Origin of the sequence: Virgisporangium ochraceum (assembly GCF_016863655.1) — a bacterium.
GTDB classification, from domain to species: domain Bacteria; phylum Actinomycetota; class Actinomycetes; order Mycobacteriales; family Micromonosporaceae; genus Virgisporangium; species Virgisporangium ochraceum.
In genome coordinates, this window is sequence record NZ_BOPH01000082.1 from 92755 (window position 1) to 106259 (window position 13505).

11 protein-coding genes are annotated in these 13505 nt (G+C 71.2%); 5 read left to right on the forward strand and 6 right to left on the reverse strand.

The window, feature by feature from the left end; genetic code table 11:
- Positions 1 to 6 precede the first annotated feature (6 nt).
- Positions 7 to 999 (reverse strand): methyltransferase, encoded by a 993-nt coding sequence (locus Voc01_RS28020; protein ID WP_203930564.1) that lies wholly within the window; start codon positions 997 to 999, stop codon positions 7 to 9.
- A gap of 179 nt (positions 1000 to 1178) precedes the next feature.
- On the opposite strand from Voc01_RS28020, the gene Voc01_RS28025 reads away from it, so the two are divergent.
- On the forward strand, positions 1179 to 2438 hold the full coding sequence (locus tag Voc01_RS28025) for an FAD-dependent oxidoreductase (RefSeq protein ID WP_203930565.1): 1260 nt from the start codon (positions 1179 to 1181) through the stop codon (positions 2436 to 2438).
- 78 nt (positions 2439 to 2516) lie between these two features.
- Here the strand turns inward: Voc01_RS28025 and Voc01_RS28030 are convergent, their stop codons facing one another.
- Entirely contained in the window at positions 2517 to 3959 is a 1443-nt protein-coding gene (locus Voc01_RS28030; protein WP_203930566.1) for a methyltransferase, read from the reverse strand.
- 97 nt (positions 3960 to 4056) lie between these two features.
- Complete coding sequence (locus Voc01_RS28035) at positions 4057 to 4557, reverse strand: nitroreductase/quinone reductase family protein (RefSeq protein ID WP_203930567.1); 501 nt, start codon at positions 4555 to 4557, stop codon at positions 4057 to 4059.
- 157 nt (positions 4558 to 4714) lie between these two features.
- On the opposite strand from Voc01_RS28035, the gene Voc01_RS28040 reads away from it, so the two are divergent.
- A complete protein-coding gene (locus Voc01_RS28040; protein WP_203930568.1) occupies positions 4715 to 6187 on the forward strand; it encodes an MFS transporter in 1473 nt (490 codons plus the stop codon).
- A gap of 43 nt (positions 6188 to 6230) precedes the next feature.
- Here the strand turns inward: Voc01_RS28040 and Voc01_RS28045 are convergent, their stop codons facing one another.
- Positions 6231 to 7238 (reverse strand): class I SAM-dependent methyltransferase, encoded by a 1008-nt coding sequence (locus tag Voc01_RS28045; protein ID WP_203930569.1) that lies wholly within the window; start codon positions 7236 to 7238, stop codon positions 6231 to 6233.
- Between the two features lie 95 nt (positions 7239 to 7333).
- Complete coding sequence (locus tag Voc01_RS28050; RefSeq protein ID WP_203930570.1) at positions 7334 to 8107, reverse strand: SDR family oxidoreductase; 774 nt, start codon at positions 8105 to 8107, stop codon at positions 7334 to 7336.
- Positions 8108 to 8264: 157 nt separating this feature from the next.
- Between Voc01_RS28050 and Voc01_RS28055 the strand changes: the two genes are divergently transcribed.
- On the forward strand, positions 8265 to 9305 hold the full coding sequence (locus Voc01_RS28055) for a methyltransferase (RefSeq protein ID WP_203930571.1): 1041 nt from the start codon (positions 8265 to 8267) through the stop codon (positions 9303 to 9305).
- A complete protein-coding gene (locus Voc01_RS28060) occupies positions 9302 to 10543 on the forward strand; it encodes an FAD-dependent oxidoreductase (RefSeq protein WP_203930572.1) in 1242 nt (413 codons plus the stop codon). Before Voc01_RS28055 ends, Voc01_RS28060 begins: the two co-directional genes overlap by 4 nt.
- 20 nt (positions 10544 to 10563) lie before the next feature.
- Here Voc01_RS28060 and Voc01_RS28065 read toward each other — a convergent pair whose 3' ends face one another.
- Positions 10564 to 11352 carry a cyclase family protein gene (locus Voc01_RS28065; protein WP_203930573.1) on the reverse strand — a complete coding sequence of 263 codons (789 nt, stop codon included), beginning with the start codon at positions 11350 to 11352 and terminating at the stop codon, positions 10564 to 10566.
- 225 nt (positions 11353 to 11577) lie between these two features.
- Here Voc01_RS28065 and Voc01_RS28070 point away from each other — a divergent pair, with 225 nt between their 5' ends.
- Positions 11578 to 13500 carry an AfsR/SARP family transcriptional regulator gene (locus tag Voc01_RS28070; protein WP_203930574.1) on the forward strand — a complete coding sequence of 641 codons (1923 nt, stop codon included), beginning with the start codon at positions 11578 to 11580 and terminating at the stop codon, positions 13498 to 13500.
- Positions 13501 to 13505 lie beyond the last annotated feature (5 nt).

Genomic DNA, 13505 nt, shown 5'->3' on the forward strand with positions numbered 1-13505 from the left:
GCCGGCTCACTGACGGCGTGCTTCGATGATGTGATAGGGGAAGTACGCCAGCATCGGCAGCGGAACGACGCTCTCGATGCGGTACCCGGCGCCGCCGAAGAGCGCGTCGAACTCCTTGCGGGTCCGCTCGCGGCCGCCGACCAGCAGGAGCATGGCGAGGTCGATGAGGTGCACCATCGGGTCGAGCGGGGGCTCGTCGCGGACGATGCCCTCGAGCGACAGGATCGAGCTGCCGGGCTGCGCGGCCCGGTGGCAGTTGGCGAGGATCCGCCCGGCGGGCTCGTTGTCCCAGTCGTGCATGATTCCCTTGAGCAGATACAGATCGCCGCCGCTGGGTACCTCCTCACGGAAGTCGCCGCCGATGAGCTCCACGCGGTCGAGCAGGCCGCGCTCCTCCATCGTGGCGCGGGCCTCGTCCATGACCTCGGGCCGGTCGAACAGCACACCGGTGGCGTGCGGGGCCGCCTCGAGGATCGCCGACAGGAAATGGCCCTGGTTGCTGCCGACGTCGACGATGCGCTTGAACCGGGAGAGGTCGAAGTTCTGCGCGACCAGCGGTGCCACCATCGCCGTCACCTCGTCGAGGTGGGCGGTCAGGGTCGACTTCGTCTCCGGGTGCGCGTCGTAGTACTCCCACATCGGCATGCCGAGGGCGTCGACGGCCACCGAACGGTTCTCCATGACGCCGGTGTAGAGGTGCTCGAACGGCCGGAGGTGGCCCGCCTGGCCCATGCCCAACGCGAAGCCCTGCAGGGACCGCGCGCCGGTCTGCAGGCACATGCTCAGGGGCGAGGGTCCGAACGAGTCGGAGTCGACGAGCTGGCACAGGCCGAACGCCGCCGCGGCACGGAGGAACCGCAGGAGCGACTCCGGGTGCGCGCCGGTCAGCCTGGCCAGTTCGGCGCTGCTCACCGGTCCCTCGGCGATGTGGTCGGCGATGCCCAGCTTCGTCATGACGAAGACGAGTGCGGTTGTCTGGTAACCGAGTCCGAGCCGCATCACCTGCAACGGAGGAGGCTCCTGACCAGAAGCCGCGGCTGGAGAAAACGTTGGCTGTCCCATGGACGCAGGCTAGTGACGCGCGATCCACGCGACACTGGGGTTTGCACCGGTGGGGTCGGCACCGGGGCTCACTATGCTTCCCGCGACCGTTGACGCCCTGCCCGGGGGAACGCGCCATGAGCCAGCACCTGGAAGCCGACTGCTGCATCGTCGGATGCGGACCCGCGGGGGTGATGCTCGGGCTCCTGCTGGCCCGCCGTGGGGCCGACGTGGTGGTGCTGGAGAAGCACACCGACTTCCTCCGCGACTTCCGCGGTGACGACATCGCCGCCGCCACCATCGAGATCCTCGACGAGCTCGGTCTGGCCGAGGGATTCCTGGCGCTGAGCCCGCGCCGCGTACGCGCCGTCAGGGCACACACCGCGGGCGGCACCATGCTGCTCGCCGACCTGAGCCGGGTGCGCACGAAGTTCCCGTTCGTCGCGGTGGTTCCGCAGTGGGACTTCCTCAGCTTCCTTGCCGCGGAGGCGGCGACGGAGCCCGGTTTCCGGCTGTTGATGGGCGCAGCGGCCACCGATCTGGTCACGAACGACGACGGCGTGGTCGAGGGCGTCCGCTTCCGCCGGGGCGACGAGGAGGGCGTGGTCCGCGCGACGCTGACAGTCGCCGCCGACGGTCGTACCTCGGTGCTGAGGGACCGGGCCGAGTTGCCCGTCCACGCCACCGCGCCACCGATCGACATGATGCTGTTCCGGCTGCCGCGCCAACCGACCGACGCCGACGAGGACGCGATAAACATCCACCTCGGTGGGTCCTGGGCGATGGCCCGCCTCGACCGCGGCGACTACTGGCAGGCCGCCTGCATGATTCCCAAGGGCGCCGCCGACACGGTGCGCGCTGCCGGCGTGGATGCCCTCCGCAGGGCCATCTCCGAGGTCATGCCGGATCTCGCGGACCACGTCGGCGCACTGGAGACCTGGGACCAGATCCATCTGCTCTCCGTGCAGACCAACCGGCTCCGTCGGTGGTACCGCCCCGGCCTGCTGTGCATCGGCGACTGCGCACACGCCATGTCGCCGATCGGCGGCACCGGCGTCAACTTCGCGATCCAGGACGCCGTGGTGGCGGCCAACCGGCTCGCCGAACCGATCCTCCGCCGTGCGGTCACCACGCGGGACCTGGCCGGCGTGCAACGCGAACGGCAGTGGCAGGTACGCGCCATGCAGCTGCTGCAGAGCCGCCTGACGAAGGGCTACGTGTCGGCGGCCGAGGGCGCAAACCGCGGGCCGGGCGCGATCGGGCAACGGATCGCACCGGTGCTGCTGAACCTTCCGGGGTTCTGCGCCCTGCGCAGCCGCGTGACGGCCCTGGGCCTGCGGCGGGTGCACGTCGCCCCGGAGTTCCGCACCGCGGTGCGTCGGCCCCGGCAGCGGTGAAGGGCCGGACATGGCAGTCCGGCCGCCCCCGGGGGGAGGGCGACCGGATGCCGCGGGGCAGCGCGGGGGCCCCGGGTCCTACTCCTTGACGGCCCGTGCGACCGCCGAGATCGGTGACGTCGCGACCGTCGGCTGTGGACGGAAGCCGGCCTGCTCCAGCCACGACCGGGTGACCTCGGCGCCGTAGGGTTCACCGCCCATCGTGTTGTTGACGACCAGGATCAGGCCGATCTGGTACGGGAACGGCGTCTCGGCGTGCTCCCACATGTGCGCGTGTACGACGATCTCACCGCCGCGCGGCAGCCAGCCGTGCACGTGCCCGATGAGGTCCTGCGCCCGCTGGGGATCGAAGCCCTCCACGACGTTGGACAGCAGCACCACGTCGCCGTCCGGGAACGTGTCGGTGAAGATGTCGCCGGGAACGACGGTGATCCGGTCGCTGAGGCCGGCCCGCTCGACGTTCTCGCGTGCCATGTCGCACACCGCCGGCCGGTCCACCGCCGTGACGCGCAGGTCGGGGTTGGCCCGGGCGAGCGCGATCGAGTACGCGCAGGACCCGCAGCCGAGGTCGACCAGATGGCTGTGCCCCTTCAAGGACGTGTGTTCGGCCAGACCGCCGGCCATCATCAGCGACGCGGCCCGGGTGACCTGTGCGAAACGCACCGGTCCGCCGAACGCGGGGTGGTCCCTGTCGCCGTCAACCCGGATGGGAGCGTTGTCCCGCAACGCCTTCGTGAGATGGGCGAAGCGGCCGAAGTGCGAGTCCTGGTGCGCCGCGAGGTCGCCGAGGTACTCCGGCGCGGTGCTCACCAGATGCCGGCTGGCCACCGGTGCGTTGCGGAACACGCCGCGCTCGTCGCGGTCGACGAGCCGTTCGCCGTGCAGCGCGGTCAGGAGCATGCGGGCCGAGCGGTCGGGGAGTCCGAGCCGTTCGCCGACCTCGGTCGCCGTGCCCGGCCGCTCCTCGAGGGCGTCGAAGAGCCCCAGCTCGACGGCGGAGAACAGCGCCTTCGACGACAGGTACCCGAACATGAGGCGGTGCAGCCGTACGGTTTCCTGCGACGGCCAGCCCGCCGTGACGTCGGCGTCCGATCCGTTGTCCCGTGCGGCGGCCTCGGTCAGCCGCTCGTCGAACTCGTAGGGCTCGTCGGACAGGAACACGCTGCGCGTCGGTGGCCGTTCGGCCGGCGCGACGAGAAGCAGTTCGGCCCGCTCGTCGGGACCGGTGGCGAGGCCGTGCGGCTCGCCGCGCGGGATGAAGACCACGTCACCCTTGCGGAGCGCGTACGCGCGGTTCTCGGCGGGAAGCTCGACGCGCAGGCTGCCACTGAGTACGTAGATCTCGTGTTCCCACTCGTGGTGGTGCGGTGGCGTGGCGCCGTTGGGTGCGAGCTCGAAGATGCTCATCAGGAACCGGTCGGCGCCATCGGGTGTGTCGATGACCCGTCGGATGACGACCTGTTTCGCACCGGGCTCCCGCACGATGTCGGTGGGCACGTCCTTGGCGTTGACAATCTTCATCTGTGCTCCGCTCGCAGCTGCGTATCGACTGGAGATACTTGCGGCACGACGTGGCGAGGATAAGTGCCGCTTCGCGCGACATTGACCGGTGCAAACCCTAGGGCGGCCCCGGCGGGCCCGGTCGATCCTCGAGCCGGAACACGGGATAGTCGCTCAGCAGGCGGTCGAGATCCCCGTCGGTCATCCGCGTCGGACGCACCTTCAGCCACGCGCGGGCGAAGAAGCGGTAGCGGTTCACCAGGTCGCGCATGAACAGCGCCTTCTCGTCACCGGCGAGTTCCACCGCGCGCACAGGCACCGCCCGGCTCTTCGCGCGCACCTCCGCCTCCGAGCCGGCGCGGAGGTTGCGGGCCCACTCCGTGTGGCCGTAGAAGCCGACGACGTGCCTGGTCCCGTTGAACACGCTGATGCCCACCGGGCGCTCGTACCAGCGTCCCGAACGGCGGCCACGCACGGCCAGCACCTGCACGGTGTCCAGACCGCCCCGCCGGTCGATGATGCCGCCGAACCCGAACCGCAGGATGAGCCACCGCATCACCGGGTCGTACACCCGCCGGCGGAAAGCGGTCGGTCGCTTGTAGAAACGCGTCGCTGTCATCGCAGTCACCGCTCCATCCGGATGTGGTCCACGGCGCGGCGAAGCGTAGCGGGCGGCGGTACCCGCTGCCCTGGGGTTACCCCCGGTGCGCGGGTCACGGTGCTGCCGTAACGGTTGCAGGGCCACCAGCCGCGGTGGCGGCGTGGGGAGGAGACGCATGGACAGCGAGTTGGTCGACGGACGGTCGGGTCCGGGCACATCGACGGTGAGCGATGGCCTCGATCCGCGCCGGTGGAAGGCCCTGGCGTTGCTCAGTGTCGCCTTCCTCATGATCATCCTCGACGGGACGATCGTGCTCACGGCGATACCGTCGATGAAGGAGGAGCTCGGGTTCTCGACCAGCGGCGTGCAGTGGGTCCTCACCGCTTACGCGCTGACCTTCGGTGGCCTCATGCTGTTCGGCGGTCGTCTCGCCGACCTGCTCGGACGGCGCCGGGTCTTCATGACCGGTCTGGTGTTGTTCGTGGCGGCATCGCTGCTGTGCGGCCTCGCCTGGTCCGGAGGGGTCCTCGTGGGTGCCCGGGCGCTGCAGGGCACGGCCGCCGCGTTCCTCGGACCGAGCGCCCTCGCCATCGTGATGACCACCTTCCCGGAGGGCCCGGAACGCAACACGGCACTGGGTATCTGGGGCGGGATCGGCGGGATCGGCGCCACCGCGGGCCTTCTGGTCGGCGGCAGCGTCACCTCCGGATTGGGCTGGGAGTGGATCTTCTTCATCAACGTTCCGGTCGGCCTGGTGGCGCTGGCTCTCAGCCCCGTCCTGCTGCGGGAGAGCAGCGACCGGAGGCGGCCGCGGGCCTTCGACCCCGGCGGCGCGGTGACCATCACGGCCGCGCTGGTGCTCGTGGTCTACGCGGTCGTGAAGGCCCCGCGGACCGGCTGGACCGACGGGGTGACGGTCGGACTGCTCCTCGCCGCCGCCGTGCTGTTCGTGTTGTTCGTCGTCATCGAGACCCGGACGGCCGAACCGCTGCTGCCGTTGCCGATCCTCCGGTCGCGCATGGTGGTGGGCGGCAACGTCGCCATCTTCGCGGTCGGCATGACCGTCGACGGTGTTCTGTTCGTCCTCACCCTGTACGCCCAGCAGGTGCTGGGCTACTCGGCGATCCAGTTCGGGCTCATGACGGCGGTGATGACCGGCATGGCGATCGTCGGCGCGCTCACCGGGCAGGCGGTGGTGACCAGGATCGGCCTGCGGCCGGTGATGGTGTGCGGCATGGTGCTCCTCGGCAGCGGATGCCTTCTGCTGACCCGGGTCTCCGCCGACGGCGGCTATGTCGACGATCTGCTCGCCGCGATGCTCGTGTTCGGGCCCGGGCTGGGTGCCGCGTTCGTCGCCGCCCAGATCGCCGCCCTCACCGGTGTGCGCGAGCAGGACTCGGGGCTCGCCTCGGGGCTGGTCGACACGGCGTTCCGCATCGGGGCGGCGCTGGGTACCGCGGTCGCGTCCACGGTCGCGGTGTCGCGCACGCAGGAGGTGCTGGCCCGCGCGGATTCGACCCTCCCGACCGGACCCGCCCTGACGGAAGGGTTCCGGGCCGCGTTCGCCGTGACGGCGGTCATCGCCCTCGTCGGACTGGTGGCCGCGCTGGTGCTGCCGGGCGCGCGGAAGGCCGACGCGGACAGCTGAGCGTGGTGCCGGGAGGTGCCGGGTCGCAAGACCCGGCACCCTGTCAGGCCCGCTCGGCGACGATGACGCGCATCGGGATCTCGTCCTGGCGGTACAACCGCATGTCCCGGTAGCCGGCCGCGGAGAGCATCCGTTCGTAGGAGCCGGCCGAGTGCGCCTCGCCGTTGTCCGTCCACACGAGCATCAGGAGCGAGAACAGGTGGGCCTCCGGGCTCTCCCGGACCGGGCCGTCGTCGGCGGTGATGCCGACGAGGACCAGCTTCCCGCCGGGGCGGGTGACCGCCGCGACCCGCCGCATCAGCTCCGTCGCGCGCTCGGGCGTGTGGTGGTGCAGCACGTTGGTGATCAACGCGAGGTCGTACGGACCGCCGAGGTCGAGCGTGAACATGTCGCCGGCGATCGTCTGCATCCGGTCGGCCACGCCCAGCCGGGCCGCGTTCTTCTGCGCGATCTCCAGGACCTTCGCGCTGTCCACCGACCAGAGCCTGGCGTGGGGGTGCTGCTGTGCGAGCGTGAGCCCGTACATCCCGTGCCCACACGCCAGGTCGAGGATGTTCAGCCGCTCACGCTGCGCCGCCCAGTCGTGGACGGTTCCGGTCATCCGGGCCACGGTCGGTCGGGTCACCGCGCCGGCGTGGGTGGCGAACTCCTCGTAGTAGCCGTAGTCGAGCTGTTCGGCGTTCTCCGCGATGACCGGGCCGCCGCGCCGCACGGCCTCCGGCAGGCGGCCCATCGCCTCCCACTCCCAGCGGCTGGTGAGGATGCGGCTCAGCTCGCCGAGGTACCCGTCGCGGTTCGGGTCCAACGTCTCGGCCGCCAGCGGCGCGAGGCGGTAGACACCGTCGGTCTCCTCGAGCACGTCGATGGCGACGAGCGCGTTGAGGAGCAGCCGGGAGCCCCGTGGCGCCAGCTCCAGGTCCCGGGCCACCTCGTCGGCGGTCGCCGGCCGCTCCGCGAGACGGGCGAAGACGCCGAGCTCGATTCCGGTGCGAAGCATGGCGCTCTTCTTGTAGGCCAGCAGTGCGTGGAAGATGTCGGCCGATGCCTGCACGGGGTTCCTCCCGGTCCTGGTCGGGCGTGATGCGGTCAGGCTACGAAGCCGGTCACCGGCCGGATAATCGGGAAAACCCTAGGCCGCGACCGGTGTCACCGGGACAGCAGCCCTCCGTCGATGACGAAGGCGTGCCCGGTCATGTAGGTCGAGTCGTCCGTGCACAGCCACACCACGGAGTGGGCGATCTCGGCGGGGTCGGCCATCCGTCCGATGGGAACCATGTTCGCGTAGACGGACTCGTCCACCGGCACGCCGTCGGGAAGGGCCGGCAGGAACCGCGCCATCATCGCCGTGCGTGTGGGCCCCGGGCAGAGGGCGTTGACGCGCACCCCCTGCGCTGCGTACTCCAGAGCGGCGGTCTTGGTGATGCCGATGATCCCGTGCTTGCTGGCGATGTAGGCGCCGTTGTTCGCGATCCCGATCATCGAGGCGGCGGACGCGCCGTTGACGATCGAGCCGTGGCCCTGCGCGAGCATCGGCGGTAGCTGGTACTTCATGCACAGCCACACACCCTTGAGGTTGGTCGCCAGCACGTCGTCCCAGTCGTCCTCGTCGGCCTCGTGGACGACCTGGTCGGCGACGCCGGCGGTGCCCGCGTTGTTGAAGGCGCAGTCGAGGCGTCCGAAGGCCTCCAGGGTCTGGTCCACCATCGACCGCACCTCGGCGCCGTTGGACACGTCGCACTTCACCGCGAGTGTGCGCCGCCCCAGCTCGGTGATCCGCCGGGCGGTGTCGCCGCAGTCGGCCACATCGGCCAGCGTCACGTCCGCACCCTCGGCGGCCAGCGCGATCGCCGCCGCCTGGCCGATACCCGCGGCGGCACCCGTCACGATCGCCACGCGGCCGTCGAGCTTGCCCTGTCCCATCATCCGTCTCCTCTCGGCGGCATCCCACAGGAGGCCTGTGGCCGCATGGTCGCGGTCGCCGCTCAGGAACCGCTCAGGCCACACGGTGTCCGGGCCTGACCGGTTCCTGAGCCGGGCCGGTCATGCTGGCGCGACGCCGACCCGCAGAGGAGCGGACGTGGACGAATTCGTCTTGTCGCCGGAGCTTCAGGCTGTCCAGAAAATCAAGGAGTGCGCCTGGGGGATGGTCTCCACCAGTGTGCTGATCGCCGCGATCCGGCTCGGCCTGCCGGAGGCGGTCGGCGACGAGCCGGCCACCGCGGAGGCCCTCGCCAACAAGGTTGGCGCCGAGGTCGACACCCTCACCCGGCTGCTCGACGCGCTGGAGTGCAGGGGCGTGTTCGTCCGCACCTCCGACGGTCGGTACGGTCACAACGAGGTGTCCCGGCTGCTCCGCGAGGACGACCCGAACAGCGTGAGCTACCTGGTCCAGTGGATCGGACACCCGTTGCTGTGGCCGCTGTGGCCCCGGCTCGACGAGTCCATCCGGACCGGCGAGGCGGTGTTCCCGAGCATCTACGGTAAGTACGTCTTCGACTACATCCACGAGGACGACCCGGCCGCCGGGATGGTGCTCGGCCGGGGCATGACCCAGGCGAGCAACCACACCTCCGACGCGATCGCGCGGTCGCTCGACCTCACCGACGCCACCGTGGTGGCCGACATCGGCGGCGGTCAGGGACAGCTCCTCAAGACCGTCCTGGAGCACCATCCGGCGGTCCGGGGTGTGCTGTTCGACCTGCCGCCGGTGGTCGCCCGTGCCCATGCCGACCTGCGCACCGGACCCCTGGCCGACCGGGTCGAGATCGTGGGCGGGGACTGCCGGGCGGAGGTTCCGGTGGTCGCCGACGTGTACCTGGTGAAGAACGTGCTGGAGTGGGACGACGAGTCGTCGGTCGCCACGCTCGCCAACGTGGTCGCGAGCGCCCGGCCGGGTGCGCGGGTGGTGGTCATCCAGTCCCTCACCGACCACAACCCGGAGCCGGAGGTGACGACGGCGCTCGACCTGCTGCTGCTCCTCAACGGCGCCGGACACAAGCACAGCACCGGGCAGGTGCGCGCTCTGCTGGAGCGCGGCGGGCTGCGCTACGTCGGTGTCCGTCCCACCGGGACGTTTCTGTCCTCCGTGGAGGCGGTCGTACCGGACCCGTCGCGATGACCGTCGAGGAGGGCCGGGTCGACTGCTGCATCGTGGGGTGCGGCCCGGCCGGCGCGATGCTGGGACTGATCCTGGCCCGCGCCGGCATCGACGTGGTGGTCCTGGAAAAGCACCAGGACTTCTTCCGCGACTTCCGCGGCGACGTCATCCATCCACCGACCCTCCACGTTCTCGACGAGCTCGGCCTGATCGACCGCTACTTCGAACTGCCGGTGGAACGGGAGCTCGCGATCAAGATCGTGACGAACGAGGGACTGCTGCCGCTGACCGACTACGCCAACCCCAAGGCGAAGTACCCGTACGTGACCTACGTGCCGCAGTGGGACTTCCTCAGCATGCTGACCGAGGAGGCCAAGCGGTACCCCACCTTCCGGCTGCTGATGCAGGCGGAGGGGGTCGACCTGCTCACCCGTGGCGACTCGGTGCGCGGGGTCCGGTACCGGACCCCGGACGGCGTCCACGAGCTCGCCGCCCGGCTGACCGTGGCCGCCGACGGCCGCCGGTCGCGGATGCGCGACAGCGCCGGTCTGGTCCCGAGGGACTTCGGCGCGCCCATGGACCTGTTGTGGTTCCGGGTCTCCCGGGAGCCGACGGACCCGAAGGACACGTTCGTACGCCTGGCGCCGGGCTACGTGTTCGCCATGGTCCAACGCGGGTCGTACTGGCAGGCCGGTTACGTCGTGCCGAAAGGCACCTACGGGAAGCTACGCGTCCACGAGGTCGACGCCCTCCGCACGATCGTGCGGCACGCGTTGCCGTTCCTCGGGTCGCGGGTGGACGAGATCGGGTCGTGGGAGCAGGTCGGCTTCCTCGAGGTCCAGGTGAACCGGCTCAAGAGATGGCACCGCGACGGCTTCCTGTGCATCGGTGACTCGGCGCACGCGTCGTCTCCGGTCGCCGGGTTCGGCATCAACATGGCGGTGCACGACGCCGTGGCGGCGGCGAACGCCGTGGCGGGTCCGCTGCGGCGGGGGCGCCTCACCGGACGCGACCTCGCCCGCGTCAGGCGTCGGCGGCAGCTGCCGACCGTCCTCACGCAGGCGGTGCAGCGCCTCGTCCAGCGGGACATCGTGGAGGTGCCCGACCTCCTCGACCCGCAGCGGCTGGCGGCGCTGCCGACCACGCTGAACCTCGACGAGGAGGTCGACCTGCCGCTGCCGGTAGTCACCCGCGTCTTCCGCCGGCTGACGGGCCACGTCATCACGTTCGGGCTGCGCAGCGAACACGTCCGCGTCTGACCGGCTGCACGTCTGACGGGTTACGGGGAGGGCGGGACGAACGCGATGGCGCGGGTCCAGGCGGCGGTCGCTCCCTCGATCAGCACCGGCAGCGCCATGACGACGTACCCGGTCGCGGGAAGCTCGTGCAGGTTGCGCATGCGCTCGATCTGGTAGTAGGGCAGCCGGCGGCCGATGAAGTGGGCCGGCCACAGCGTCGCCCGGTCACCGGTCTCCAGGAACCGCCTGATGATCCGCTCGAAGGAGCCGTCGAAACCGTCGGCGTCGGTACCGATGACGCGGACCCCCCGGTCCACGAGCGTCTCGATGACGTCCGCGGCGATCGCCTTGTCGCGTTCGGTGTGGATCAGCACGATGGAGCCGGCGAGGTCCGTGACCTCGGCGGCCTCGACCGCGGCCTTGATGTGCCGGGCCTCGACCCGCCAGCCGGGGATGCCGGTGACGTCGAGCATCACGCCCGGTCCGACGAAGGCCTCGAGCGGCGCGTCGTTGATGTGGCCGCGGCTGCCGTCGTGCGGCGGGCCGTAGTGGCCCGGCGCGTCGATGTGCGATCCGGCGTGTGTGGAGGCGCTGACCATCTCGTGGCGCAGGAACGCGGAGTCGGGGAAGTCCCCGGCGTGCAGCCGGCCCTCGGCTCCGGGGACGATGTGCCCGATCATGCGCTCGCACAGGATCCGTGCGCCGTCGGCGGCCTCGACCACGTCCATGCGCGTCTCGAACGGCCCCTTCTCGTGGACGCTGACGTCGCAGGACAGGTCGACGATCCGGCAGTTCATGAGGTCCCGTGCGAGCGCGGGTACGACGCTCATGTGTTCCTCCCGTTCGGGTGGGCGGCCGTCGGCCGGCGGGCGCCACCATTGTGGCCGTACGACGATCAGGCACCGATCAGGAACGGCTCAGGCCGCACTGGTGATCGCCCTAGTCCCGGCGGCGTCCCGTCTCGCTACGTTGGGCCGGTCAGACAGACGTGGGCGCGGTTGCGGCGCCCCGGCCCGCACGGGGGCTGGTCGCCGTTCTGGACCGGGGGGCACGACATGGATGGCAGGGCCGGCGGCAACGACCTCGGAGTGCGGATCCGCCTGCTCGGGGACTTCAGCGTGCTCGTCGCCGGCCGCGACGTCACGCCGAGCGCGCCGAAGCTCCGCCAGATCCTGGCCGTTCTCGCGTTGCGGCACAACGAGGTCGTCCACCGCGAGGCGCTGGTCGACGAGGTGTGGGGCGACCGTCCACCCCGGAACGCCGCCGCGGCGCTGCACACCTACATCTACGAGCTGCGCCGGGAGCTCTTCGCCGGGGATCCCTCATGCGCCACAGGGTTCCTGCAGACGCGACAGCAGGGGTACCTGGCCCGGATCACCCCGGGGGAGATCGACGTGACGGTCTTCGAGCGGCTCGTGGCGGAGGGGGCCGCCGCGCTCTCCACCGACGATGCGGCCCGTGCGCGGGAGCATCTGGTCAACGCCCTGTCGCGGTACCGGGGCCGCGCGCTCGGCAACATCCGCTGCGGCGACTTGTTGTCCGGGCACGTGAGCCGCCTCGAGGAGGGTCGGCTCCGGGCGCTGGATCTGCGGATCGACGCTGACCTGCGGCTGGGACGCCACCACGAGGTGATCGGCGAGCTGCGGGCGATCGTGGCCGGTCAGCCGTTCCACGAGGGCTTCCACGCGAAGCTGATGCTCGCCCTCCACCGCTCGGGTCGGCGCAACGAGGCCCTGGAGTCCTACCGGGCACTCCGTCAGCGGCTCGTCGAGGAGCTGGGCATCGAGCCGGGGGAGACCGTGCAACGGGTCCACCTGGCGCTGGTGTCCAGCGACGCGGCGCTCGAACCGGGCGGTGGGCCGCGTGCCGTCACGTCGCCGCGCGCGGTTCCACCCGCGCAGCTGCCCCGGGACATCCCCGACTTCACCGGCCGCGGACAGTTCCTGCGGACCGCGGTCCGGCGCCTGACCGAGGCCCACGGCGGCGACGTCATCCCGGTCCTGTCCATCCGGGGCATGCCCGGCGTGGGCAAGACCGCCGCCGCGGTGCACCTGGCCCACCTGGTGCGGGACTCCTTTCCGGACGGGCAGTTCTTCGCCCGCCTCGGCGGTACGGAGGCGACCGCCACCGACGCCGCCGAGCTCGCGGGCCTGTTCCTGCGTGGCAGCGGAATGGCCGCGGCCGACGTGCCGACCTGCCCGGCGGAGCGGACAGCCGCGTTGCGGACATGGAGCGCCGACCGGCGTGCCCTCGTGGTCCTGGACGACGCGGCCTCGGCCGACCAGGTCCAGGCTCTGCTACCCGGCGGCCCCGGTTGTGCTGTCGTCGTCACGAGCCGGACGCCCCTGTACGGGCTGCCCGGTGCGGAGATCTGTGAGCTCGGCCCCTTCGACGCCGCCGACGGTCGCGCGCTGCTCGCGCGGATGCTGGGCGAACGGCGCGTGGACGCCGAGCCGGCCGCCGCCGTCGGGATCGTGCGGATGATGGGCGGGCTGCCGCTCGCCCTCCGGCTGATCGGGCAGCGGCTCACCGCGATTCCCCGCATGGGGCTGGGCGCGTTCCTGACCACGCTGTCGCAGACGTTCCGGTCCCGGCCGCTGTCCGCACTGGCGACCGTGGGGTCGGACCTGCACTCGGCGCTGGTGGGCAGCTACCTCAGGTTGAGCGACCAGGACCGGCGCGTGTTCCGGGCGCTCCCGGCGCTCGACGACGGTGGCTTCAGCGCCGCGGACGCCGCACGCGTGGTCCCGGTGGACCCGGTGACGGCCGAGCTGGCACTCCTGCGACTGGCCGACGCGCACTTCGTCCAGGTGCTGAGCGGGGCCACGTCGCCGCAGCACCGCTACGTCCTGCACAGCGTCATGCGCGCCTTCGCCCTGGAGTGCCTGCTGACCGACGCGTCCGTTCACGACCGGCCGGCCGGCGACCGCGCATTCGCCGACCTGGACGCAGCCCTGACCCTGTCGGCCGCACAGTAGGCCGC